Raw genomic sequence first — 23,974 nt, forward strand, 5'->3', positions numbered from 1 at the left:
TTTCATTTCCAACTCACATCAAGATAGATAACTCAAGCAATTTAATAAATCAAAATGTGACACGCACCACATCACACCTATTGTGTAATTCCTCATGTGAAATACATTACATAGTGATATACGTCACAAAAAGTCCTCATTTTGACGATTACGCAACCGTTTAGCTGGTTACATCCATGTAAAGCACAACACGAAAAAAACACATGTAAACGATTGCGCAATCGATAAATGTTTCAGCCCTTACAAATTACACATTTTGTTACAGATTGATCGAATTAAAGGTTTTCCAAAAGAAATTCTTGAGTATATTGCGCAGCGACTTTCCACAAAGCAGACGCTAAAACAATGTACAAATTTTCAAAACCACTTTCGCTGATTGCAGCAGCGCTAGTAGTTGCTGGTTGTAACAGCAGCAGCGATGACAAAGTAACGGACACACCACGTCCACCTGCAAGTACTGCACCGATTAATGAGTGTATTACTTACAAAAAAACTGACGAAGTGATCGTCCTAGCAGATAACCCTGATCTACGCACTCAAACCATTACCATCGGCGCAACCGGTGATATGCACGGCCGTATCTTTGCATACGACTACGCGCTAGACGGTGAAGATGTGAACGCAGGCTTCACTAAAATCGCTACATTGTTGAAAGAAGAGCGTGCTAAAGCTGACAACATGCTGATGATTGACCTTGGTGATACTGTTCAAGGTAACTCAGCTGAACTATTCAACAACGAACCACTACACCCTGTTGTAGAAACCATGAACTTCATGAACTACGACCTTTGGGTTCCAGGTAACCACGAGTTCGATTTTGAGCGTGAGTTCCTATTCCGCAGCCTTGAGGGCTTCGAAGGCGCAATCATCTCTTCAAACATTATCTGGGATGAGAACGCAACAGGTTGTAAAGTACCTCTAGACAAAGAAGAAGTACCTTTCCTTCCTCCTTTCCAAATTTATGACTTCAACGGCGCTAAAGTTGCGGTTGTTGGTCTTACACCTTCATGGGTTAAAATTTGGCAGGCAGCATCACCTGACAACTTCCGTAACCTAGACTTCAAAGACGAGTTCGAATCAGTAGAAGCGGCAGTTAACCTAGCAATCGAGACTCACAACCCAGACGTTGTGATTGGTGCTCTTCACTACGGCCGTAAAGAGAACGGTGACGGCGTACACAAGATTGCTTCTAAGCTTGCTGACAAGTTTGACGTAATCTTCATGGGTCACGAACACGCACGCTTTATCGAACAAGTTGAGAAAGACTCAGATTACACTGCAGAGATGCTTGAAATCTCAGTTGAAGGCGAAGCTGAGTTTGAAGACAAAGCACTTTCAGGTCTTTACAACACTAAGAACCGCCACACTAAAGTAAAAGTGATTGAACCGGGTAACTGGGGCTGGGCACTTGCTAAAGCTGAGATTGAGCTTGAAAAAGACAGCAAAGGTGAGTGGTACATCGTTGATACGACGCTTTCTAACTTGAAAGTGGACGAAGTTCATGAAGATGCAGCACTACAAAACGAAATGCAGCACGTTCACGATGCTTCTGTTGAAGATGCTAACACACTGATCGGTACAGTAGACGGTAACTTCACTAACACCTTTAACGGTGGTGCGGATGAAGCGACTAAAGAAGAGCAAGTACTGAACACTGATGGCCTGCGTCTTTACACCACGATCCACGCAGCTAAACTAGTTGATATGCCTCTAAGTGCTCTAATCAACGATATTCAAATCATGAACATCGAAGAAAAAGGCACAGATGCAAACGACAACCCAATCAAGGTTGATGTATCGGCTGCTGCAATCTTCTCTGATGGCTCTAACCTATTCGACGGTCAAGAGTACAAGAAGAAAGACAGTGCTAACCTATACATGTACGACAACGAGCTAGTTGCGGTTAAGATCAAGGGTAAACAACTACTTGATTACATGGAGTGGTCTTACAGCTACTTCAACGAGTACACTCCTGGTGACATCACGGTTTCTTTCAACCCTGATATGCCTGCATTCAACTACGACATCTTTGGTGGCAGCATCAAGTACGTTGTTGACCTAAGCAAGCAAGGTCGTGTAGAAGACTCTGAAGGTAACCGTATCACGGAAGGTGAGCGCATTACTATCACTGAACTTGCAGGTACTGACTTTGACCTAGAAGCTGAGTACGTGCTAGCAGTTAACGACTACCGCTACGGCACAACCATGCTAGCGAAAGGTTGGATTTCTGAAGAAGACAACCTATGGCAGTCAACGAACGAGCCAGTATACGCAGTACGTGACATGCTAACTGAGTACGTTGAAGCACACGGTACGCTAGACCGCTCTGAGTTCGACTACAGCAACTGGTACATTAAACAGTACGGTGAAGTTGATAGCGAAGGCAACATCAGCAACCAAGGCAGCATGATTGATACTCGCGAAAGCGAAGAAGGTGCTGAGCTATGGCGTCGTCTTCAGGACAAAGAAATTTGTATCCTACGCGCTGAAGCAGGTGCTCGCTCATCAATCCACAAATCAGTGAACATCGGCGAAGATTCAACTTGGTTTGTAAACCCAGCATTTACTGCAGGTGAAACTGGTGACGCGCTATACCAAGGTTGTATCTACGCAAACCAACCTAACTAATCGCTGAACTCTATCATCGCTTATACTCAAAGCCCCGCACTCGCGGGGCTTTCTTTTTTCTCCCCTTCCTCTTGGCACTTATCTGTGACCTCAACCCCAGCACTTTGCACAATTTATCGGCATCATGTTGAGTCAGTTTTAAATCAACGCTCAAGGAAGACCCATGAAAGACGAAACGCTTTCCATCCACTTTGGCTATGAGACCGACCCAACGACAAAATCGGTTGCTACGCCTATCTATCAAACCGTGGCCTACGAATTTGATAATGCCCAGCACGGCGCAGACCTGTTCAATCTAGAGGTGCCTGGAAATATTTACACACGCATCATGAACCCAACCAATGATGTGTTGGAGAAGCGCATGGCGGCGTTGGAAGGCGGAATTGCCGGCCTGGCGGTCAGCGCGGGTAGCGCGGCCATCAATTATGCAATTCAGACCATCGCTAAAGCAGGTGACAACATCGTTTCAACACCGCAACTGTACGGTGGTACCTACACCCTGTTTGCCCATATGTTGCCTAACCAAGGCATTGAGGTGCGCTTTGCTAAAGACGACAAGCCAGAGAGCCTAGCTGAGCTGATCGATGAAAACACCAAAGCGGTGTACTGCGAAAGTATTGGTAACCCTGCGGGCAATATTATTGACCTTGAACGTGTGGCAGAGCTCGCCCACGCGCAAGGCGTGCCAGTGATCGTCGATAACACGGTGGCCACCCCTGCTCTGTGTAAGCCTATCGAGTTTGGCGCTGACATTGTGGTGCACTCATTAACCAAATACGTCGGCGGCCACGGCACCAGCCTTGGCGGGATGATCATCGACTCAGGCAAGTTCCCTTGGGCTGAGCACAAAGCACGCTTTCCAGTTCTTAACGAGCCAGAGCCGTCCTACCATGGCGTAGTGTACACCGAGGCATTTGGCCCAGCGGCGTTTATCGGCCGTGCCCGCACAGTGCCTTTGCGCAACACGGGTTCCGCCCTTTCACCGATGAATGCCTTTATGCTGTTGCAAGGTCTTGAAACGCTGTCGCTACGTATGGAGCGCCACACAGAGAACGCGCTTAAGGTAGCTCAGTACCTTGAGCAACATGAAAAAGTCAGCTGGGTGAGCTACGCGGGTCTTTCTAGCTCTGATCACTTCCCTTTGGCTGAAAAATACATGGGCGGCAAGCCCTCGGCAATTTTGTCGTTTGGTCTTAAAGATGGCTACGAGGCTGGAGTGCGTTTCTACGATGCACTGCAGATCTTTAAACGCCTAGTCAACATAGGGGATGCTAAGTCACTTGCGTGTCACCCTGCGTCAACCACGCACCGCCAGTTGAGTGAGGCTGAGCAAAACCAAGCCGGCGTCTACCCTGAGATGATCCGTCTTTCGGTCGGCATTGAGCATATCGACGATATTATCGCTGACCTAGAGCAAGCGCTTAACGCTTAATGCTAATGCTAATGCTTAAGCTACCCCGGGGCTGGCGATGTCGTTAGCCCCGTTTACGCTCCCCTACCTTTATCAACACGCAATTCTCACTGCGCCCTTGCCCGCACTCTTGGCTTGATACATAGCCTGATCGGCCTGCTTGAGACTCAACTCCAAGTCCGTGTGATTGACCGGAATAAATACCACCCCAACACTGGCACTGACATTATGTTGTTTTTGTTCAAGTATCGACAGTCGAGACCGAGTAAACAGCTCGACAATCTTGTCGCTAAGCTGATATACCTCACCCTTGGTATTAAGATCATCAATATAAATGGCAAACTCATCCCCGCCCAGTCGGGCAATATTATACGGACCGGGTTGCACAGTAAGCGTATCCGAGACCAGTTGACGAAGCGCAGCAGAGAACTCGACTAACAAACGATCCCCACTATCATGCCCATAATCGTCGTTGATCTGTTTGAAGTTATCGAGATCGATATAGATCAGTGCACCACGAACTTTACTTTTTCGCTGTTTGGCTCGGCACAATACAGAACAAAACGCCGCTCGATTAGCCAATTGAGTGAGAGAATCAAAATAGGCCAGTTTATGAATGTCCTCCTCATGCATGCGCAAGATATAGTCATCAACCCGCTGTTGGAAAAATATCAAGATATGGCACATACCGCTTTGCGCCATCAAGGCCAACACAAAGCGCAGCTTAAACACGTCTGAGTATTCTGTCATCACCAGATCGTGATAGAGAATAATGATCACAGAAGATAAAAATGCAGCGTTAATCACAACGCCAAGATGAAAGCGATTAACGAAGACAGCAATCGCTGTAAGGGGGTATACCCACATTGCCCCGGTATTGGCGTGCCCACCTGACACAATCAAATAGATGGACAGTGAGTAGATGATCATTGTCAAACCAATGAGCCCTAACTGTCGCCTGCGACTGAGCAAGTACAGCGTCACTATACCGAGCGCACTAAATCCCGCCAAAACCAAGCCCATATCGTCTCGGTCAACCCAAAAGGACTTGATCGAGAATACCGGTAAGAAAGCAATGCCAAAAATCGCCAATACCCTAACCATCAATTCCTGGCGGCGCTGCCTGTCCTTGACCACTTCAGACAGCTTATCGGCGACAAAGCCATGCGAATGGCCATTCCATATTTTGTCTGTCATTAAGGGCTCCTTTGCAACTGAGGATGAAGTGCCATTACCCAAATCGGGAGGAATTCTTTTTGGCGGTTATGTCCATAGCAAAGTACGGGGACAGCGATGGTAATCGTTTAGAAAACCGTGCTTCCCTTTTGTTACTAGAGATATCAGGTTTTAATCAGGATTGTCATAAAATTCATAAGCTTTAGTGATGCAGCACCAACTTGCGATGACAAATTTGTTAACTGAGCACAACATCAAGGATTAGAAGGATTAAGGCATTATCGGCCCAATTTTTATCAGGTATTCAAATCAGATTGGACGGACCTCAATATCTATCTATGCAAAGTGATTAAAAATGACAGTTTAGCGACGGATTATGTTGTTTATTCGCCACGTAAAAGGTATAAAAAAAGCAACCTATCTTCTTTACAAGGACGAGACTGATGTTTGAAAAAGTAATCGCAGCTCCGGCAGACCCTATCCTTGGTCTAACCGAAGAGTTCAAAAACGACCAACGCGCTGAGAAAATTAACCTTGGCGTCGGTATCTATAAGAACGAAGACGGTCAGACTCCGGTACTGACTACGGTTAAAAAAGCCGAAGCAGCACTACTGGAAACAGAAAAGACCAAATCGTACCTCACTATTGAAGGCACCGCGGAATACGGCCTTGCAGTGCAAAAGCTGCTGTTTGGCGCCGACTCTGAAATCGTAACCAACCTGCGCGCAAAAACCGCTCAAGCCCCTGGTGGCACTGGCGCACTGCGTGTGGCAGGTGAATTCATCAAACGCCAACTGGGCGATGTAAAGATCTGGATCAGCAACCCAACTTGGGCGAACCACAACGGTGTGTTCACCGCAGCGGGCATTGAAACCATCCAGTACAGCTACTACAACCCAGAAACCAAAGATAAAGATTTTGCTGGCATGGTCGCTGACCTTAGCCATGCTAACGAGGGCGATATCGTGCTGCTGCACGGCTGCTGCCACAACCCAACCGGTATTGATCCAACGGCTGAAGAGTGGGAAACCTTGGCAAAATTGGTCGCAGAGAAGAAGCTTCTACCTCTGTTTGATTTTGCATATCAGGGCTTTGCTAAAGGCGTTGAAGAGGATGCAGCAGGTCTACGTATCTTTGCTAAGCATTGCGATGAGATCCTTGTTGCTAGCTCATTCTCGAAAAACTTTGGTTTGTACAATGAGCGTGTAGGCGCATTTACATTGGTGGCAAAATCAACTGACGTCGCCACCACCGCGTTCTCACAAGTCAAAGCGATTATTCGCTCTATCTACTCTAACCCACCAGCGCACGGCAGTGCCGTCGTAACCTACATCCTCAACGATGCGGATCTGCGTGCCGAGTGGGAACAAGAAGTGGCTGAGATGCGCGATCGTATCCAGCAAATGCGCGAGCTGTTTGTTGCCACTCTGAAAGCCGAGGGCGTTGACAATGACTTTAGCTTTATCGAGCGTCAAAACGGCATGTTCTCGTTCTCAGGCCTGAGTAAAGAGCAAGTGAATCGTCTTAAGCAAGAGTTTGCTATCTACATCGTCGGCTCTGGGCGCATCAGCGTAGCAGGGATGACCAAAGCAAATATGGGACCACTGTGTAAAGGTATAGCTGCGGTTTTATAAGTCTTATACATAAGTTTGTAGCACGAAATTAATCCTTCAGGTCAACTTGGTTTAAAGTTGACCTTTTTTTGTCCTTAAACCCAGTAACGTGGGTTGCAGTTCGCTATCTATATATTTAAAATTTATCCTATTTTTTGATGACATTGGACGTTGTCAACAGCGAGCTTTACCAACCTTAAGGTTCTCCCACTCCACAACCACGAAAGGTACCCGATGAATAACGATAAGCGCCCGCTTTATATCCCCTATGCTGGTCCTGCACTTCTAAGTACACCCCTGTTGAATAAAGGCAGTGCTTTTACCGCCGAAGAACGTATCTCTTTTAACTTAGAAGGCTTGCTACCAGAGAATACTGAGACGATTCAAGAGCAAGTTGAGCGTGCTTACCAACAGTACTGCAACTTCGAAAACGATATGGATAAGCACATCTACCTGCGCAACATCCAAGATACCAACGAGACCTTGTTTTACCGCTTGGTGCAAAACCACATCTCAGAGATGATGCCAATCATTTATACCCCAACGGTAGGTGCGGCATGTGAAAACTTCTCCAACATTTATCGCCGTGGTCGTGGCCTGTTTGTCTCTTACGCGAATCGTGATCGCATCGACGATCTGCTCAACAATGCCGCCAACCACAACGTCAAAGTGATCGTGGTTACCGATGGTGAGCGCATCTTGGGTCTGGGTGACCAAGGCATCGGTGGTATGGGTATCCCAATCGGTAAACTGGCGCTCTACACGGCGTGTGGCGGTATCAGCCCGGCTTACACCCTGCCTATCGTGTTGGATGTGGGTACTAACAACCCGCAACGTCTTGCTGACCCTATGTACATGGGCTGGCGTCACCCACGCATCACAGGTCAAGAGTATGATGCGTTTGTCGAAGAATTTATCCAAGCCGTTCAGCGCCGCTGGCCAGATGCCTTGATTCAGTTTGAGGACTTTGCGCAGAAAAATGCCATGCCACTGCTTGAGCGTTATAAAGACCGCATCTGCTGCTTTAACGACGACATCCAAGGCACAGCGGCGGTTACCGTTGGCTCTCTACTGGCGGCATGCTCTGCTGCTGGCAGCAAGCTCTCTGATCAGCGTGTCACCTTCCTCGGTGCAGGCTCCGCAGGTTGTGGTATTGCCGAAGCCATCGTGGCGCAAATGGTCTCTGAGGGTATCTCTGAGCAGCAAGCACGCTCACAGGTGTTTATGGTCGATCGCTGGGGTCTGCTTCAAGAAGGTATGCCGAATCTACTCGACTTCCAGCAGCGCCTGGTACAAAAGAAAGCGGATACGGCAAATTGGGAGTCTGACGACAATGGCTTCTCGCTGTTTGATGTGATCAAAAACGCTAAGCCAACTGTGCTAGTTGGCGTATCGGGTGCACCTGGGCTATTCAGTCAAGAGATCATCCAAGAGATGCACAAACACTGCGAACGTCCAATCGTGTTCCCACTGTCTAACCCAACCAGCCGCGTAGAGGCCACTCCGGTCGATATTCTGACCTGGACAGAGGGCAACGCCTTGGTGGCAACGGGTAGCCCGTTTGCTCCAGTCGTGATTGATGGCAAAACCTACCCTATCGCTCAATGTAACAACAGCTACATCTTCCCTGGCATCGGTCTGGGCGTATTGGCTGTGGGTGCGCATCGTGTCACCGACGAGATGCTGATGGAATCAAGCCGTGCGCTAGCCACCTGCTCGCCGCTGGCGAAAAATGGCAAAGGTGCCCTGCTACCACCATTGGAAGAGATCCATCTGGTATCGAAGAAAATTGCCTTTGCTGTCGCGAAAAAGGCGATTGAGCAAGGTGTTGCGCTGGAGATCACGGATGAGGCGCTCGAGCAAGCAATTGATCAGCATTTCTGGCAACCTGTTTACCGTAAGTACAAACGTACTTCGTTCTAATTTGTAATCATATTAACGCCTCGGCTTGTTTGCCCAGGCGTTTTTTTCAAGTCTTCGTTTAGGTAAGTATGTTAGATTTTCTTAATCCTGTTGGGGATCGCGTTGTCCCTTATCTCAATGATATCTCTACCGCCATCATCGCCTGTTTGTTGGTGATGGCGGGCGGTGAAATCAACCGTTTTCTGCGCAAGGTGCTACGCGATCAAAACTTCATCGTACGAACTTTGATCTTCATTTTCATCAACTCCTTTGGCTACGGTCTGTTGATTGTCAAATGCGTTCCGTATCTGAGACAGGGACTACTTTCCATGCCAACCCCGTATATGCTTGCATCGATACTCGTGGCGTTTATTATCATTGGCATGTGGGCGCAAGATAATCGTCACGTTTAAGGGAAAGGATTCGAATTTCATGTTTGGCACTGTGCTAAAAGCTATAAATACCACCTTGTTGCTGATAGCGCTTGCCTTCGCCTTGGTTATTGGCATTGATGCCTGGATAACCGAAAAAAACAAAGCTTTTATCTACCATGATCTCGAGCAAGTCCCCGAGTTCGACGTTGGTTTGATCTTGGGCACCAGTAAATACCTGGGTCGAACGTTAAACCTCTATTATCAATATCGAATGGACTCGACCTACGCCCTACTCGATACTGGTAAGATCAAGCATATTCTGGTCAGTGGTGACAATGCCCACCGCTCCTATAACGAGCCGTGGACGATGAAACGTGACCTACTTAAACACGGAGTGAGCGAAGATTTCATCCACTTGGATTATGCTGGCTTTCGTACGCTCGACTCGGTGATCCGTGCGCAAAAAATCTTTGGCACCAACCGAGTTCTGATCATCACTCAGCAGTTTCACTGTGAGCGCGCCCTGTTCATCGCCAATAACATCGGCATGGATGCAGCATGTTTTGCCGCGCAAACGCCAGGGGAACTGCCATCCTTTCGCTTGCGAGTGCGCGAGTTACTCGCGAGGGTCAAGGCCGTGCTCGACTTGTTTATCTTCAACACTGAGCCAAAGTTTCTTGGCCCACAAGAGCCCATCCAACCTGGTACGGTAGAGAGCACTTACCCGTTCTCACCACAACCGGCGCAAGTTGAGCAAGCCAAGTTGCCCTAAACCTGCGCTGCTCATCACAGCTCGGTTCTCAATTACAGCATTGCCTTCAAACACAACATTGTCTTCAAACACAACATAGTTGCCAAACACAGCGCAACAGCCGATGCTAAGAGAAATAAAGTGACACAAGGGCTCACACCATGCTCAACATGAATTTTTCTCGGTCGGTCGCGATTGATACCAGTTCAGTCGACTGGCAAGCATCACCGCTACCCGGTGTGTGGCGCAAGCCGCTTGAACGGGAGGCCGCCGAGTCCGGCCATGTCACTAGCATTGTCCGCTATGACCCTCACTCCCACTTCAGTCAACACTTTCATCCCCAAGGAGAGGAGATCCTTGTCCTCGACGGTGTCTTTTCTGATGAACAAGGTGACTACCCTGCTGGGACTTATCTTAGGAACCCCCCAGGGAGCCATCACACGCCGTTTAGCCAACCTGGCTGCTTGTTGTTCGTCAAACTCAATCAAATCCATCAGGATGATACTCAGTCTGTTCGGCAGTTTACTCAATTGGACGCAAGTGACGCTCCAGTCGTTTTACACCAGCATCATAGCGAGCAAGTCGGCTTAGTGAGTCTCGATATGTTTCAGTCTCTTCCAGTCTTTGAGAGCTTCACCCATGTCGAGCTACTGTTACTCTCCGGCACAATAAAGTTTAAAGGGCAGGCACTGCAACCTCTGAGTTGGCTGCGTATCGTCGGCCAGGACGCCGAACAGTTTGAGATCTGCAAGCCCTGCAATATTTGGTTTAAAGCCCGCAATCAAACCTGAACGTTTCACTCCAGTACGCGTAGGTAGTATGCATTACTAATGAAGGAGTTGACCGTATGATTGCATTGATCGTTGGGGGAAGCGGCGGTATTGGGCAGGCGCTAGCGAGCACATTAATCTCGATGGGCTATGATGTCCATGCGACCTATCATCGCACTGCTCCGCCCAACAGCACGCCTGTTGGTGCGAAAGGCATTCAGTGGCATCAGTGTGACGTCACCAATGAAGCTCAAATAGAGAAGCTAGCCAGTCAGTTTCCATCAGTCGATATTCTCATCAATACCGTCGGCATTCTCCACACCAGCGAACAAAAGCCAGAGAAGAGCATCACCCAACTCGACCCTGACGCCTTTTTAAATTCGATGGCGCATAACGCGCTGCCAACCCTGCTACTTGCAAAGCATTTTCGTCGTCAACTCAATGCTAAACACAAGACGTTATTAATCAGTTTCTCTGCACGTGTTGGCAGCATTTCTGATAACCGGCGCGGAGGTTGGTACAGTTATCGTTGCTCTAAAGCCGCCCTGAATATGGCCATAAAAACCATTGCAATAGAGTGGCAAACAAAACTCCCACAGTGCTGTGTAGTGGCCTTTCATCCAGGCACTATTGATACAGCGCTATCTGAGCCATTCCAAAAACACTTACCTGAAGGGCAGCTTAAGTCCCCGCAATGGGTGGCGGATAAACTGTGCGGCTTGATATCTCAATGGGACCAACACGCCAGTGGACACTGTTATGACTACAACGGAACGGTCATCCCTTGGTAGCTTTGGACTTAAAACACTGGGTGCTGTCTGTTCTTGAAATAGAAAAACGCGCTGATAGCGGCAAACAGCAATGTAAAGTAATAGAAGAATGATGACAGTGAGGCCAAAAATGCTAAGTTCTCTTCTATCTCGACTTCACTGTAACCGCGTGAAACCAGCTTATAATAATACGCGTACAGCATACCGATAACCCCGTAACCCAAATTAAAGATCAGACCTTTGAAGCTGAGCACCGTGGCACGATTATGCGACTCGGTATTTTTGTTGAGGTGGTAGCTGGTAAAAATATTCATCGTCATAATAATGAAGATTAAGATTAACGCAGGAATGACCCCATAAATCGGCCAACCTAAACCTATCCAGTAGTAGGTGGCCATCGTTGCAATCCCCATTAGCGCAATAAACGGCTTAGGCGCGATGCGCTCAGCCAAACGGCGACTTTGACCTGCAAGCAGGATTTGCAGCACACTGATCCCAGCGCCAATAAACCCGAAATAGAGGATAGGGATATCAATCGCGTGGTAATACTGGCTATTCATGGTCAAAAACATCCGTGACGTGTGCTCAAACAAGCTGTAGTACAGCAGAATAAACAACACATACGGCGTCGAAAGTACCCACTTACATGTCGCCATCGTCAGTTTGAGGCTCTCCATCGTGCTCGACGCCTGCTCACCTTCATCATCAGAGCGCTTTTGATCCTCTTGCATGTGGAAAGCGGCGTAGATTGCAACCAGCGCGACAAGCAAAGTGGCGATAACCGGAATACGCATCAGATCCTGTGTACTCTCCGGCGCTGGTAGTCCAATCAGCGAAAACACGTTTGCCATAAAATCGACATCATACATCGCCGCCCCGATCAGGGTCACGAAAATGCCCACGCTCGATGCAATCCGCAGCTGGATCTGCAGTACCTGTGGCCACACATTCTCTTTTCCCTGCTCTTTGAGCGTATCGTACGCCAAGGCTTCATCCGCACCACTAGCCAGTGACATGGCCAAACCACTTAGCACTCGATTAATAAAAAACACCACAAACACCAGTGTTGGGTTACCGGTTGGCACAAAAGCTATCATGGCAATCTCAATAAACATCGCAAACGACGAAAGCACCACCAGCTTCTTGCGCCCCAAGGTATCGGCAAAAGCCCCGGAGGGCACCTCGGAAATCACGATGGTCGCTGCCCAGACGACATTGAGCATGGCGAACTGTGACAGGGTTAATCCGTAATCTAAGTACAGTAAGGTGAAAACCGGATAATAAAAGCGTGCAAAATAACTGCTGCGAAAAATCAAGAAGTAACGAACATTGTCGATTTGAAGGATCTCTTTAAGCGTCATGTTACCGTCGGCTGCATAAAACACATAAGGTTAGGTATAGACCCTTTATCGCTGATGGTAAAAGCCCTTCGCTCGGATAGAGGTTTCTCTTAAATCCCTATCTGCCCTACTCACTACCGGCTGCACGGTATCCTCCTTCTAGGTAGCACCCAATTGAGTGTTAGATTGATCACAATATTCTACGCGGTTTATCTGTCTAACTTATTTTGCTTCATGAGTATGTCATTATTGGTCCAATAAATGAGCGCTTTTAGGGTTGCATTGGTCAACAGGTCATGACACCAATAAAACCAAATTGCCCTTATTTCTGCAGGGACATCTGGACTTGGGCGTTGGTAGCGCCGTCAAAACCAGCTTCCAATCAAAAGATCAATGACTGGATATTCGACTGAGGATAATAATGAAACAAAGCAAAAGCATAGCCTGTCAACTCGGCTACAAGGCAGTAGTAGCAAGATTGTCTAAACCTATCAAATCCAAACTTTGGACCTTATGCGCATTAACGCTAGCAAACACGGTTATCGTATCCACCAGTGCCGAGGCCTCTTCATGGGGATACGATAACCATCGAATCGCAGTCAGCGCCGATGGCAATAACCAGCCGGATAAACTCCATCGCTGGCCACAAGGTGATCCCGATGACTGGGGCGGCACGCCCGCAGCACTCGCCATGATTGCCAAGGCAAAGCTTCAAGATAAGCTAGTGCATTACTCCTACAACAACTTTATCGATGCGCCGCCACATACTACATTCGTAAATCACATGAAAATCGGTGCAGATGGTGCGATTGAACGTTGGGATTTCAATCCACAGATCTTCTTCGATGCTAGCGAGGACAGTAAGGTCGCCATCGACCACCTCGCCAAGCAAATCGCGCTCTCAAGTGAGACAGATCCACTGTATTTTATTCATATGGGACCGGCTGAGTTTTTCTATCGCGTTGTCGATACCGTCATCGAGTCGGGTGATAGCGATGCGCTAACTCACGTCTATGTGGTGTCACACAGTGGCTATAACGATAACCACTTACGACGTGGTGATGCCAAATTTGATCTAGAACCGGTTGCGACCAGTGATAAGCACCACACTATGGCTGAGGTACTTGAACTCAGTGAGCATCGCCTTAATTTCAAAAAAATCCAAGACCAAAATGCCGAGTGGGACATCAATCATCTTTGGTCGTCTGGCGACGATTTCTCGGTCTGGTATTGGATGCGTGACCACCAAGACCCGAATGTACGCTGGATATATGAGCGAATGCTCGAGAACGAAAAAGGTGTCGCGGATATTTCCGATGCGGGGATGGTATTCTGGCTCCTCGAAGGGGATGAAAATGGTAGCCCGGCGAAGTTTGAAGCCTTTATTGGCGACGGTATATAGACAAATCTATCGCTCTTTCCTGCACCATTTAGCCTAATAGATTTCCATGGCGCTGAAGATCCACAATGTAATTTAAGCAAAAGGTCAGTTGCATCAAAGCAACTGACCTTTTTAATAGTGCTAGATTAATAACTCACACAGTAGAAGTTATAACACTGGGATCAGGTTTTTAGGTATATCGGCAACCTTATCATCTGCACCCGCTGCAAAGTCACTAATATGGTAGCTATTCGCTTTAGACCAATCCGCCTCAGCACGACCATCACCTAGGACAATATTGCCAAGTTTATTTCTGAACCAATCGGCCAACGCTGCATATTCTGGATCATACGCGACATTCACTTGCTCCAATGGGTCTCGGTCTAGATCATAGAGAGTCATTTCCGCCTTTTCTGGTGTTGTTTCAAGCGCCCACTTCAAGTCTTTTCCGAGCTGGGATTCATTAACCCAGTTGTTAAACGGTCGGGTACGCATCGAAAAGCGGAAGCGATCGGTATGGAAGTATGCTCTTGGCCCTGAAATCACGCTAATTTCACCCAGCGCATATTCACGTTTCGGTAGCTTTTCATGATAGACATCGAACAAACTGTACCCATCAAGGTAGTCAAACTCCGCTTGGTTTACATCCACGCCTGCAGCTGAGATCACCGTTGGGGCAAAGTCGACAAATTCAATCATGTCATGATACACCTTACCTGCTGGGATCAGAGACTTATCTGATGATACCACTATCGCTGCGTTCGACACTGACTGCTTCCATGGACCAAATTTAGCCATCATGCCTTGTTCACCCAGGTGCCAACCGTGATCGCCAATGGTATAGATAATCAAATATTCTTGACCGTTTTCTTCACTGTACTTTTTAAACGCCTCAACAGCTTCACCGATGAGATTATCGCCGTGGGCGGCAAAAGCGTAGTAATCTTGAATCGCTTTTTGCTTCTCATCATAGGTCATTGGGTCTATATCACCGGCCTTTTGTACCCGCTTCAACTGCTCGGGTAATAAGTCTGTCTCGCTACGATCGTACTCAGGGATATCATAGGTGTGCTGTTGAAAACGCTCACGAATTGACTTAGGTGGCAGCACTGGCGTGTGCGGCAGATGGAAGCCCAGCTGCATATATTGAGGTTTGCTGCTGTCTGCACCTTGCGCCAGTTTGCCCCAGCTTGTCTTAAATCGTGCGTCAGCGTTTTCTAGGTAATTCTTAAATTCTTTGACGATGTACGCATCCACCGTTTGATCCGCCGGCATTGGGTTTTCACCACCAAGGATCAAGCTAGTATTGGCGCGCGTATACGCACGAAGGATGTCGAACTCTTCGTTGACCTCAGCATAGGCTGCTTTATCTTCCTCGGTCAGCGGTTTTTTGCCCCGGTTGATAAAGTAACTCTTCTTAGTACCATCAGGGTAGATCACCGTCTCTGAAACGCCCTGCATCACATAGGCACCACTCACATCAAAGTCGTAAACCGCCTTGCTAAACAGATCCCCCCGACCATTTGCCTGCAAATCATGTTTAAAGTGAACCTTGTAATCAAATAGACCCGCATCATGAAAACCCTGGCCAGGTCCCCACTTGAAGATATACGCATCCTCTTTACCAAACACTGAGGTTTGATAGCCAGCATCACGCACCGTTTCAGACACCGTCGGTTTGATAAAGTCTGGATTTTGGTGCGTTAGCTCAAAGGCATAGTGACCATTTCTAAATGGGTAACGACCGGATAACATTGAGCCACGTGAAGGCCCACAAACCGGTGAATTACTGTAAGCATTAACAAATAGAGTCCCTTCGCTTGCGAGCTGATCGGCATTGGGTGACTCAACGTAACCAAGCGGACTGTTTTGTGTGCCAAACATAACCTCATTGTATGCACTGATAGAGTCTGGTCTGTGGTCATCAGTAATAATCCAGAGAATATTCGGTGCTGACTTTCCTTCCGTCGAGGCTGCAAATTGAGAAGCAACCGAATCTACACTTTGGCTACAGGCAGATAGGGCCGGTATTGCAAACATAAGTTGCATGGTTCTTACTATTAGTTTTTTATTCATACTTCTAACCATTCGGTAAACAGTCGAAAAATTGATATTATGGGAGCAGATTAAACATCTGAATCCCTTTTACAATTATTTCATTAGTAATATATTTTCGAATTAGAACGATCGGCGATAATAGTTTGAGTGACCGTCACCCTAAGATAACAGACCAAAAATCCATTTTATTCGCTTATTCTTTGGGTGAGTTGCTTGGAATGGTTTAAGCCACCATCCACCTCTATCAGTCATAGACACGCTATAATTTACAAGGCCTCCGAGCTCTTCTCACATGGCAGATTATGATAAATGGGAAACCAATATACTGTGACATGGTTAACATTAAGTCGATTTTGGTTAATGTATTTCTTATATTTGTAAGACCTTTCAAAGGGCAACTTAAATTATGGTAATCATATTTATCAAAAATAAATAATTCTGATAATTTTTCTTCACAACTAATTTAGCAAGCAAAAATTCCATTAGTGCAAAATATCATCTTACTATTAGTTAATATATCAACTAATAGACATAACCTATTGACAAGCTAACCGTCAAATATCCATTCGACCTCAAGATAGATATGCCACCGACTTAGTTGACTTCCTTTGCCGAGTTCACTTGGGTAAACACATCACAAGCTTAGCTAGGATGTTAGATAGCATTTTGTGAAAAAATAGGCATAATCGCGAGGTAATGCACCTAGAGAAGATAACGCTCATGACCGATTTTCAATACTACTTCCACCAACTCCCATGCTTCAACTGTAACAAAACCCTGGTCAGTACTGATCTGGGCTGGTTAACGACAGCGATGAAGGCCGACGTGATTAAACAAGTCGATGCGATTATTGCACAGGGAGATGTTCAGCCTGATGTGACTGTTAACGTCAGCTGTAACCAAACTGAGGCGCGAGATTATTTACTACTGAACTTCTTTGGCTATGACAAGGAAGAGCTTGCTAGCCAAGTTGATGCCGAGGATGAGCAAGAGGTCGCTGATGAGATTGCCGAGCTTTTAGCAACGAGCCCAAACGCGGTTTTCGAGCATGAAATCGCACTTCAGATCTGTCCTGATTGTCACACTGAGTAATAGACAAGCGATTTACAGTTCGCCACAAAGGATAAAAAAGAGCGCTCAGACTATGTCTGATAGCGCTCTTTTGTTATTTGCACACTAAATGGCGGCATGTGGCTAGTAAGCCTTACCGCCTATTGCCCTTCGCATTGAGCAAAACTTAACGCCCAAGACCGATAGAGAGTTAACCGAAATCACCTGATATGTAGTGGCGAGTGCGCTCTTTGGTGGGCGTATTAAAGATTTGGTCGGTATCACCAAACTCTTCCAGTTCACCCAGATACATAAAGCCTGTGTAGTCGGAGATGCGCATTGCTTGTTGCATATTGTGCGTCACAATCACGATGGTGTACTTCTCGCGTAACTCAGTGATCAAGCTTTCAATGGCCGCCGTAGCAATCGGGTCAAGCGCAGAGGTCGGTTCATCCATCAAGATCACCTCTGGCTCAAGGGCAATGGTGCGCGCAATACACAGCCTTTGTTGCTGACCACCGGAGAGGCTATTCGCATCCGCATGCAGCTTGTCTTTGACCTCATCCCACAAATGCGCTCGCTTTAGGGCCGATTCAATCCGGGCATCAATCTGTTTTTTGCTCAACTCACCCTGGATTTTTAGGCCAAAGGTCATGTTGTCATAGATTGACATTGGGAATGGGGTTGGCTTTTGAAACACCATCCCGACTTTTGAGCGTAACTCGTTGACATCAGTATTAGAGAAGATGCTCTCATCGTCTAGCAAGATTTCACCCTGCGCATACTGACCTCCATACAAATCATAGATGCGGTTCATGGTGCGCAGCAACGTCGATTTGCCGCAGCCTGATGGCCCAATCAATGCCGTCACTCGGTTTTTATAAATTGGCATAGAGACATTTTTCAATGACGGCTCGAGTCCTTTACTGTAATAGAAATTAAGACCCTGAATGTCCATTCGCAGTGTTGGCTGAGGTGCCAGTACTTCGACTAACCCTGTTGGGTTCGACGCGGTGTTCATAATACTTTGATCGATTTGGTGGATCGCTGCCGTGCTCATACTCTTCTCGCTTTGATGAATTGCGGCAACAGAGTCGCCATAACGTTAATAATTAGGATAAAGGAAGTGATCAGTAGCGCGCCGGTCCAAGCTAACTCCTGCCAAGACTGATAAGGGCTAGACGCAAACTGATAAATAGTAACTGGCAAATTCGCCATTGGCTGCGCCATATTGGTGGTCATAAAGTTACTGTTCAACGCCGTAAACAGCAGCGGGGCCGTCTCCCCTGAAATACGGGCGACCGACAACAAAATAGCCGTCACAATGCCTGGCGCAGCAGAGCGGTAGCTCAGCTTGGTGATCACGCGCCATTTGGGTGCGCCTAGACCACTGCCCGCTTCCTTGAGGGTCGAGGGAACCAGTCGCAGCATCTCTTCCGTCGAGGCAACAATCACCGGCAGCGCCAACACCGCCAGTGCAATCGCACCAGCCCAACCAGAATAGCCCCCTGATGGCACAACGATAATTGCATAGACAAACAGCCCCACCAGAATGGAAGGCGCGCTCATCAGCATACCGTTAAGGAATCGCAGCCCTTCGGCAGTCTTATTGCCTTTGTCCGCTTCCGCCAACCAAGTCCCAGCCAAAACGCCTATTGGCGCGGCTATTGCGATACCAATCAAAGTAAGCTTTACACTGCCATAAATGGCATTTTTTAGCCCACCCTCACTGCCAGGTCCTGGCGTGATATCAGTAAATACCGACCATTTCAGACCTTTGATACCCTCGCCAATTAAGGTGTACAGGATACACGCTAGGATAAACACGCCAAATGCTGCTGAGAGCGAGCAGAAGGCAAGAAATAGGTAATTTTTTATCTTTCTCAATTTCATTGTCAGTGACTCAACACACCGTTAGTTCTTGGAATGGACTAAGCGACGGGCAAAAGCCATCACAAAGAAGGTAATGATAAACAGCACCACGCCTAGCGCGATCAGAGACGCAATATGCGTCGGGTCTGTCGCTTCATTGAATTGCTGAGCTATCGTTGACGAGATGGAGCTCGCTGGCATAAAGAAAGAGGTCTCAATGCGACTGGCCCCGCCAATCACAAACGCAACGGCCATGGTTTCACCGAGCGCACGCCCCAAGCCCAAAATACCCGCACTCACTGTGGCGTTCTTAACCTTAGGGATCAATACCTTGGTTATGACCTCAAATGGAGTCGCGCCAGTACCATAGGCCGCTTCTCGCAACACATTTGGGATTGATGTCAATGCGTCACGGGTTAATGACGTCATGATGGGTAAGATCATAAATGACAAGATGATCCCAGCGGTGAGCAGACCAATTCCAATCGGTGGGCCGTCGAACCATGGGCCAATCAGTGGAAGATCAACAAGATTCATTGCTGCCCACATTTGAAAACCATTGGAGAACCATGGAGAGAAAACAAATAAGCCCCACATACCGTAAATGATGCTTGGAACTGCTGCGAGTAACTCAATAGCTTTACTTACCGGCACACTCAGCCAGCGTGGTGCCAGCTCAGCAAGAAAAATAGCCGTGCCCAAAGCAATCGGCGCTGCGATAACAATAGCGATAAATGAGGTGACCAAGGTGCCGTAGATGGCTGCCGCAGCGCCAAAATTACCACCAATTGGGTCCCATACATTGGTAAATACAAAACCAGGGCCGAACTCTCTGAAAGCAGGCCAGCTACCTTCAATAAGAGAGAGAACAATTCCTGTAAGGGTAATAAAAATAAGTAAGGCACTAAAGAAACTCAATTTATCAAAAATTGAATCGCCGTTTACCTTTCTTTTCAAAGTCAAAGTCGTCATATCGATAATTAATCTGACCTCTATTAACTTAGCGTTAGTAGAGGCCAACTATTTATGTGTTCGAACAATATTTATTCGCACCGATTTTATCGGTGGACAAATACTATTAATTTAGTATCGGCTTACCATTTGACTGCAGGCTTTCTTTCCAAGTGTCTGCAACCATTTCAACCACTACGTCTGGCATTGGAATATAATCTAACTCCACCGCGTACTCGTTTTGCGTATAGCTCCACTCAAAGAACTGAATGATTTCGCGCGCTTTGTCAGCATTGGCTTGCTCTTCATGCATAAGGATGAAGGTCGCTGCCGTCATTGGCCAAGACTCGCCAGGCTGGTTATTCAGCAGTAGGTGGTAACCTGGGGCATTTTCCCAATCCGCATTGGCTGCCGCTGCCTGAAAGGTATCCATGGTTGGCATCAAGAATTTGCCATCTTTGTTCGACATTTGGGTGTAAGCCAAGTCATTTTGCTTGGCAAACGCATACTCAACATAACCAATCGCACCACGTGTACGCTCAACGAAATTAGCCACGCCTGCATTGCCGTTACCGCCGATGGTTGTCGCTTCACGAGGCCAGGTAATATCCGTCCCCATACCCACGCTCTCATTCCAGTCTGCGCTTACTTGAGTTAGGTACTCAGTGAAGTTGAAGGTCGTGCCTGAGCCATCAGAGCGGTGAACCACATAGATTGGTTGGTTTGGTAGCTCAACCCCTTCATTAATCTCAGCCAGCGCGATATCGTTCCAGTTTTTGATCTTACCCAGGTAGATGTCTGCTAGAAGCTCACCGGTAAGCTTAACCTCACCCGCATTGATACCAGGAATGTTCACCACAGGTACTATTGCACCCATCACCATTGGGAACTGGATCATGCCTTCAGCATTGAGTTGCTCGATAGTGCGCGGAGCATCGGTGGCACCAAAATCAACGGTTTTGGCCGTGATCTGGCGAATGCCACCACCTGAGCCAATGGCTTGATAATTGATCTGAACACCCGTTTCCTTCTGGTATTGCTCAGCCCATTTTGCGTAAATTGGGTGGGGGAATGTCGCACCAGCGCCATTGATCGTTGTGTTAGCGAGTGCAGCAAAAGAAGCCGTAGCCAGTACTGATGACACTAGAGCGAACTTGAAAAGTTTCACAATATATCTCCGATATAATTGATATTATTTAGCGTTTAAGTCGGGCTGAAGAATATTCATCAGCCCATTTAGTTTTAGTGTTCATGTAAAACTAATATATTGAAATAAATTCAACAGCCAATCGGTGCTGACCAATCGACAAGGTGGAGACTAAAAATCACTTATGACACTTTTATTAAATACGCTATTAAATCACCACTATGTGAATAACAAATATATGCCATATCGAATTTTGATAATTATACTTCACAAATTTCAACTTTGATTGCAGGGTCGTTTGGCCTTAATGCTGATTGAACAACAAGCTAACTTGCTCTATCCTAGCGCCATGAATATTTTCCTTACTTTTAATATCTACCTTGTCTACGGTTTGGCTTTTTTCGCCATCTTCTTTGCGATCATTTTCCGAGACCTGAGTCAGAGCCAAATTGCCATCGCGTCAGTGTTACCCACTCTAGGTGTGTTCGGTCTTATTCATGGCTTACATGAGTGGTCTGAGTTGTACTTAGTGCTGTTTGTTGATCAATACGGACAGACCAAATACCTCGAGATTTTCACCGTAACCAAACTATTTCTCTCCTTTATCGCCATGGGGGCGTTTGCGTGGAAAATGCTACCGCTGACCCATTGGCGACGAGTAAGATTGGTCAAAATTGCCTGCCTCGCGACCTTGTTTGGCTTTATCGCCAGTCTGTTTTTCCGTTATCAGGGCCAACAGTTCGCAGACTACCTCTCCAATACCGAGCAGCACATCCGCCTTATCTTTGGTCTTGGTGCAAGTGCCCTCTCTGGCATGGCAGTGTACAGTTACGCCTTACAATTGGCAGAAGATGGTCATGACGCATCAATGCCGTTTAAGTTTACCGGTGTATTTTTGATTCTCTATGGTATCTGCGCCGGGGTTTTATCCGTTGAGCTTGGGCTTTGGGTGCTGTTTGCGCGCTCATTATGCGCGATCGCTATCCTCACCTCTTTGTGGTCGGCACTGCACATTTTCGATACAGAAAGGCACCAACAAATCGAGGATACGCTGCACAAGGCGCTCCAAGATGAAAAACTTAAAGAGCTTGGTGAACTGACTTCCGCGGTCAGTCATGAGATCAAAACGCCGCTTAGCAGTGCGATGATGAGCTGTGACCTACTTGAGCGCCATATTGTCGACCAACCCTTACTGCACAAACAGCTCCATCGGATCCGTTTCGGCCTCGAGCGAGCCGCTGATATCAGTCAAGAAGTACTCAATTTCGCTCATCACCGCCCCCTAAAACGACACGCTTTGCCCCTTGCCCAAGCCCTCCACTCCGCGATCTCTCTCAATCAATTTCGCTTGGAAAACTATCAACTGAACTGTTTGCTCGACGAATCTGTCATGGTAATGGGAGATCTAGGACTGCTTGAGGAGGTATTTTCGAACCTGATTGGCAACGCCATTGATGCAACGCAGGATAATCAGCGACTTGATGTGCGGTTGTATCGAGATAAAATGACCGCAGTGGTCGAGATTGCCGACTTTGGCCAAGGCATGAGCCAAGAGGTCACTAACAAGGCTTTTCAGCCTTTTTTCACTACCAAGCCCAAAGGCGAAGGGACGGGAATGGGACTAGCCTTGTGTAAGCAGATCATCCATCAGCATCAAGGTGAAATCACTCTTACCAACCGCCTCAAACAAAATCAAATTCAGGGCCTGACCGTAACACTGTGCCTGCCAAGGATTACCCAATGACACTAAAATTATTACTGGCTGAAGACGATGAGCAACTTCGTGATGTCCTTATTGAAGCGCTCACACTTGAGTCGTTTAGCGTGACAGCATTTAACAACGCTGAAGATGCCCTTGATTGTGCCAGCAACCAACACTTTGATCTTGCCCTGTTTGACGTCGTTATGTCAGGCATGACTGGCATTGAGGCTCTCACCACCCTACGCAGGCTACAACCCAATATTGGCATCGTGGTGACAACAGCATTTGCAACCGTCGATGTCGCGGTTGACGCGATGAAAAAAGGTGCGGATGAGTTTCTTACCAAGCCATTCAATCTACCTACCTTGTCCATGACGTTGAAACGCGTCCATGCCGAACGCTCGCCTAAATCGCCACTAGCTGAGCGAGACAATGACCTAATTTTTAGCGCTTTGTCTAACCCGATTCGTCGCACGGTGCTCAAGCAATTGAAGATCCACCGCAAACTAAAATTTATGGATCTTTGCCGCGTTGTCGGAATAGAGGACCACACCAAGTTCAACTTTCACCTCAGGCAGCTGGTTAACAGTGGGCTAGTCACAAAAGAAGAGGGCCGTGTGTACTCACTTACCAACTTAGGAACTCAGGTGCACTCTGGGATGTTGCAATAACCGCCTCAAACACTTAGCAACAATTCGGGCAGGTCAAACCAGTCATCATATGGTATAGTGCCGCGCTCTCTGAGGAGATGGACCCAGATGAATCAAGAAAAAGCGCTTGAATTGGTCTATTTTTAAACGCATAAGCAAAGGATTGGCGCGAACGCCACCGTGTGCTCTATGTGCCTCAGAGGAAAAATGTTTGTTCAGCCGCTCAGGGTGCCAACTTCCACGGAATAGTCATTGGATAAGGCGCTTTGGTTTTTGATAACAAACACTTACTCTCGCAATAAAAGAGCTCACTGAGCTCTTTTTTACGTTTTTGCGGCATCAAAATGGCACAAAAAAGCATCGCCATACAAGCGCAGAAACTAGCTACAGGCGCATACAAACAATGCGAGAGACGGTTGAACAAATCA

The 23,974-nt window shown here is 47.2% G+C and carries 19 protein-coding genes; 12 read left to right on the forward strand and 7 right to left on the reverse strand.

The window, feature by feature from the left end; translation table 11 throughout:
- Positions 1-345 precede the first annotated feature (345 nt).
- Positions 346-2,628, forward strand: coding sequence for a bifunctional metallophosphatase/5'-nucleotidase (locus ACSTTG_RS00575; RefSeq protein ID WP_438473497.1), 2,283 nt, complete (start codon positions 346-348; stop codon positions 2,626-2,628).
- Between the two features lie 163 nt (positions 2,629-2,791).
- Positions 2,792-4,060, forward strand: a complete 1,269-nt coding sequence (locus ACSTTG_RS00580; protein ID WP_438473498.1) for an O-acetylhomoserine aminocarboxypropyltransferase/cysteine synthase family protein — start codon at positions 2,792-2,794, stop codon at positions 4,058-4,060.
- A 72-nt stretch (positions 4,061-4,132) separates the two neighbouring features.
- Here ACSTTG_RS00580 and ACSTTG_RS00585 read toward each other — a convergent pair whose 3' ends face one another.
- On the reverse strand, positions 4,133-5,236 hold the full coding sequence (locus tag ACSTTG_RS00585; protein ID WP_438473499.1) for a diguanylate cyclase domain-containing protein: 1,104 nt from the start codon (positions 5,234-5,236) through the stop codon (positions 4,133-4,135).
- 422 nt (positions 5,237-5,658) lie between these two features.
- Here ACSTTG_RS00585 and ACSTTG_RS00590 point away from each other — a divergent pair, with 422 nt between their 5' ends.
- The 6 genes from ACSTTG_RS00590 (at position 5,659) to ACSTTG_RS00615 (ending at position 11,416) form a co-directional block, all read left to right on the forward strand.
- Complete coding sequence (locus ACSTTG_RS00590; protein WP_438460049.1) at positions 5,659-6,849, forward strand: amino acid aminotransferase; 1,191 nt, start codon at positions 5,659-5,661, stop codon at positions 6,847-6,849.
- Positions 6,850-7,062: 213 nt separating this feature from the next.
- Positions 7,063-8,751, forward strand: a complete 1,689-nt coding sequence (locus ACSTTG_RS00595) for an NAD-dependent malic enzyme (RefSeq protein WP_438460048.1) — start codon at positions 7,063-7,065, stop codon at positions 8,749-8,751.
- Between the two features lie 68 nt (positions 8,752-8,819).
- A complete protein-coding gene (locus ACSTTG_RS00600; protein ID WP_438460047.1) occupies positions 8,820-9,143 on the forward strand; it encodes a DUF3392 domain-containing protein in 324 nt (107 codons plus the stop codon).
- Between the two features lie 19 nt (positions 9,144-9,162).
- Positions 9,163-9,876 carry a SanA/YdcF family protein gene (locus ACSTTG_RS00605; RefSeq protein ID WP_438460046.1) on the forward strand — a complete coding sequence of 238 codons (714 nt, stop codon included), beginning with the start codon at positions 9,163-9,165 and terminating at the stop codon, positions 9,874-9,876.
- Positions 9,877-10,016: 140 nt separating this feature from the next.
- A complete protein-coding gene (locus ACSTTG_RS00610; protein ID WP_438460045.1) occupies positions 10,017-10,646 on the forward strand; it encodes a cupin domain-containing protein in 630 nt (209 codons plus the stop codon).
- Between the two features lie 56 nt (positions 10,647-10,702).
- The gene (locus ACSTTG_RS00615; protein ID WP_438473500.1) at positions 10,703-11,416 is read left to right on the forward strand and encodes an SDR family NAD(P)-dependent oxidoreductase; all 714 of its coding nucleotides are present in this window, start codon (positions 10,703-10,705) and stop codon (positions 11,414-11,416) included.
- Between the two features lie 8 nt (positions 11,417-11,424).
- Here ACSTTG_RS00615 and ACSTTG_RS00620 read toward each other — a convergent pair whose 3' ends face one another.
- Positions 11,425-12,756, reverse strand: coding sequence for an MFS transporter (locus ACSTTG_RS00620; RefSeq protein ID WP_438473501.1), 1,332 nt, complete (start codon positions 12,754-12,756; stop codon positions 11,425-11,427).
- A gap of 400 nt (positions 12,757-13,156) precedes the next feature.
- On the opposite strand from ACSTTG_RS00620, the gene ACSTTG_RS00625 reads away from it, so the two are divergent.
- Positions 13,157-14,137 carry a hypothetical protein gene (locus ACSTTG_RS00625; protein ID WP_438473502.1) on the forward strand — a complete coding sequence of 327 codons (981 nt, stop codon included), beginning with the start codon at positions 13,157-13,159 and terminating at the stop codon, positions 14,135-14,137.
- 147 nt (positions 14,138-14,284) lie between these two features.
- Here the strand turns inward: ACSTTG_RS00625 and ACSTTG_RS00630 are convergent, their stop codons facing one another.
- On the reverse strand, positions 14,285-16,192 hold the full coding sequence (locus ACSTTG_RS00630) for a sulfatase-like hydrolase/transferase (protein WP_438473503.1): 1,908 nt from the start codon (positions 16,190-16,192) through the stop codon (positions 14,285-14,287).
- Between the two features lie 702 nt (positions 16,193-16,894).
- Here ACSTTG_RS00630 and ACSTTG_RS00635 point away from each other — a divergent pair.
- Complete coding sequence (locus ACSTTG_RS00635) at positions 16,895-17,266, forward strand: hypothetical protein (RefSeq protein ID WP_438473504.1); 372 nt, start codon at positions 16,895-16,897, stop codon at positions 17,264-17,266.
- Between the two features lie 169 nt (positions 17,267-17,435).
- Here the strand turns inward: ACSTTG_RS00635 and pstB are convergent, their stop codons facing one another.
- The 4 genes from pstB to pstS all read right to left on the reverse strand — a co-directional run bounded on the left by pstB (position 17,436) and on the right by pstS (position 21,215).
- Complete coding sequence (gene pstB, locus ACSTTG_RS00640) at positions 17,436-18,245, reverse strand: phosphate ABC transporter ATP-binding protein PstB (RefSeq protein WP_438473898.1); 810 nt, start codon at positions 18,243-18,245, stop codon at positions 17,436-17,438.
- A gap of 35 nt (positions 18,246-18,280) precedes the next feature.
- On the reverse strand, positions 18,281-19,117 hold the full coding sequence (gene pstA, locus ACSTTG_RS00645; RefSeq protein WP_438473505.1) for a phosphate ABC transporter permease PstA: 837 nt from the start codon (positions 19,115-19,117) through the stop codon (positions 18,281-18,283).
- A 21-nt stretch (positions 19,118-19,138) separates the two neighbouring features.
- Entirely contained in the window at positions 19,139-20,068 is a 930-nt protein-coding gene (gene pstC, locus ACSTTG_RS00650) for a phosphate ABC transporter permease subunit PstC (RefSeq protein ID WP_438473506.1), read from the reverse strand.
- A gap of 106 nt (positions 20,069-20,174) precedes the next feature.
- Entirely contained in the window at positions 20,175-21,215 is a 1,041-nt protein-coding gene (gene pstS / locus ACSTTG_RS00655) for a phosphate ABC transporter substrate-binding protein PstS (RefSeq protein WP_438473507.1), read from the reverse strand.
- A gap of 286 nt (positions 21,216-21,501) precedes the next feature.
- On the opposite strand from pstS, the gene ACSTTG_RS00660 reads away from it, so the two are divergent.
- Complete coding sequence (locus ACSTTG_RS00660) at positions 21,502-22,938, forward strand: sensor histidine kinase (protein WP_438473508.1); 1,437 nt, start codon at positions 21,502-21,504, stop codon at positions 22,936-22,938.
- Positions 22,935-23,567, forward strand: coding sequence for a response regulator (locus ACSTTG_RS00665; protein ID WP_438460035.1), 633 nt, complete (start codon positions 22,935-22,937; stop codon positions 23,565-23,567). Before ACSTTG_RS00660 ends, ACSTTG_RS00665 begins: the two co-directional genes overlap by 4 nt.
- Positions 23,568-23,974 lie beyond the last annotated feature (407 nt).

The organism is Vibrio glycogenivorans (assembly GCF_051660965.1).
Classification (GTDB): Bacteria; Pseudomonadota; Gammaproteobacteria; order Enterobacterales; family Vibrionaceae; genus Vibrio.

Bases quoted from the DNA above. Each gene is read 5' to 3' on its own strand.
- ACSTTG_RS00575 (WP_438473497.1), top strand. From the start codon at position 346: ATGTACAAATTTTCAAAACCACTTTCGCTGATTGCAGCAGCGCTAGTA.
- ACSTTG_RS00580 (WP_438473498.1), top strand. From the start codon at position 2,792: ATGAAAGACGAAACGCTTTCCATCCACTTTGGCTATGAGACCGACCCA.
- ACSTTG_RS00585 (WP_438473499.1), bottom strand. From the start codon at position 5,236: ATGACAGACAAAATATGGAATGGCCATTCGCATGGCTTTGTCGCCGAT.
- ACSTTG_RS00590 (WP_438460049.1), top strand. From the start codon at position 5,659: ATGTTTGAAAAAGTAATCGCAGCTCCGGCAGACCCTATCCTTGGTCTA.
- ACSTTG_RS00595 (WP_438460048.1), top strand. From the start codon at position 7,063: ATGAATAACGATAAGCGCCCGCTTTATATCCCCTATGCTGGTCCTGCA.
- ACSTTG_RS00600 (WP_438460047.1), top strand. From the start codon at position 8,820: ATGTTAGATTTTCTTAATCCTGTTGGGGATCGCGTTGTCCCTTATCTC.
- ACSTTG_RS00605 (WP_438460046.1), top strand. From the start codon at position 9,163: ATGTTTGGCACTGTGCTAAAAGCTATAAATACCACCTTGTTGCTGATA.
- ACSTTG_RS00610 (WP_438460045.1), top strand. From the start codon at position 10,017: ATGCTCAACATGAATTTTTCTCGGTCGGTCGCGATTGATACCAGTTCA.
- ACSTTG_RS00615 (WP_438473500.1), top strand. From the start codon at position 10,703: ATGATTGCATTGATCGTTGGGGGAAGCGGCGGTATTGGGCAGGCGCTA.
- ACSTTG_RS00620 (WP_438473501.1), bottom strand. From the start codon at position 12,756: ATGACGCTTAAAGAGATCCTTCAAATCGACAATGTTCGTTACTTCTTG.
- ACSTTG_RS00625 (WP_438473502.1), top strand. From the start codon at position 13,157: ATGAAACAAAGCAAAAGCATAGCCTGTCAACTCGGCTACAAGGCAGTA.
- ACSTTG_RS00630 (WP_438473503.1), bottom strand. From the start codon at position 16,192: ATGAATAAAAAACTAATAGTAAGAACCATGCAACTTATGTTTGCAATA.
- ACSTTG_RS00635 (WP_438473504.1), top strand. From the start codon at position 16,895: ATGACCGATTTTCAATACTACTTCCACCAACTCCCATGCTTCAACTGT.
- pstB (WP_438473898.1), bottom strand. From the start codon at position 18,245: ATGAACACCGCGTCGAACCCAACAGGGTTAGTCGAAGTACTGGCACCT.
- pstA (WP_438473505.1), bottom strand. From the start codon at position 19,117: ATGAAATTGAGAAAGATAAAAAATTACCTATTTCTTGCCTTCTGCTCG.
- pstC (WP_438473506.1), bottom strand. From the start codon at position 20,068: ATGACGACTTTGACTTTGAAAAGAAAGGTAAACGGCGATTCAATTTTT.
- ACSTTG_RS00660 (WP_438473508.1), top strand. From the start codon at position 21,502: ATGCTGATTGAACAACAAGCTAACTTGCTCTATCCTAGCGCCATGAAT.
- ACSTTG_RS00665 (WP_438460035.1), top strand. From the start codon at position 22,935: ATGACACTAAAATTATTACTGGCTGAAGACGATGAGCAACTTCGTGAT.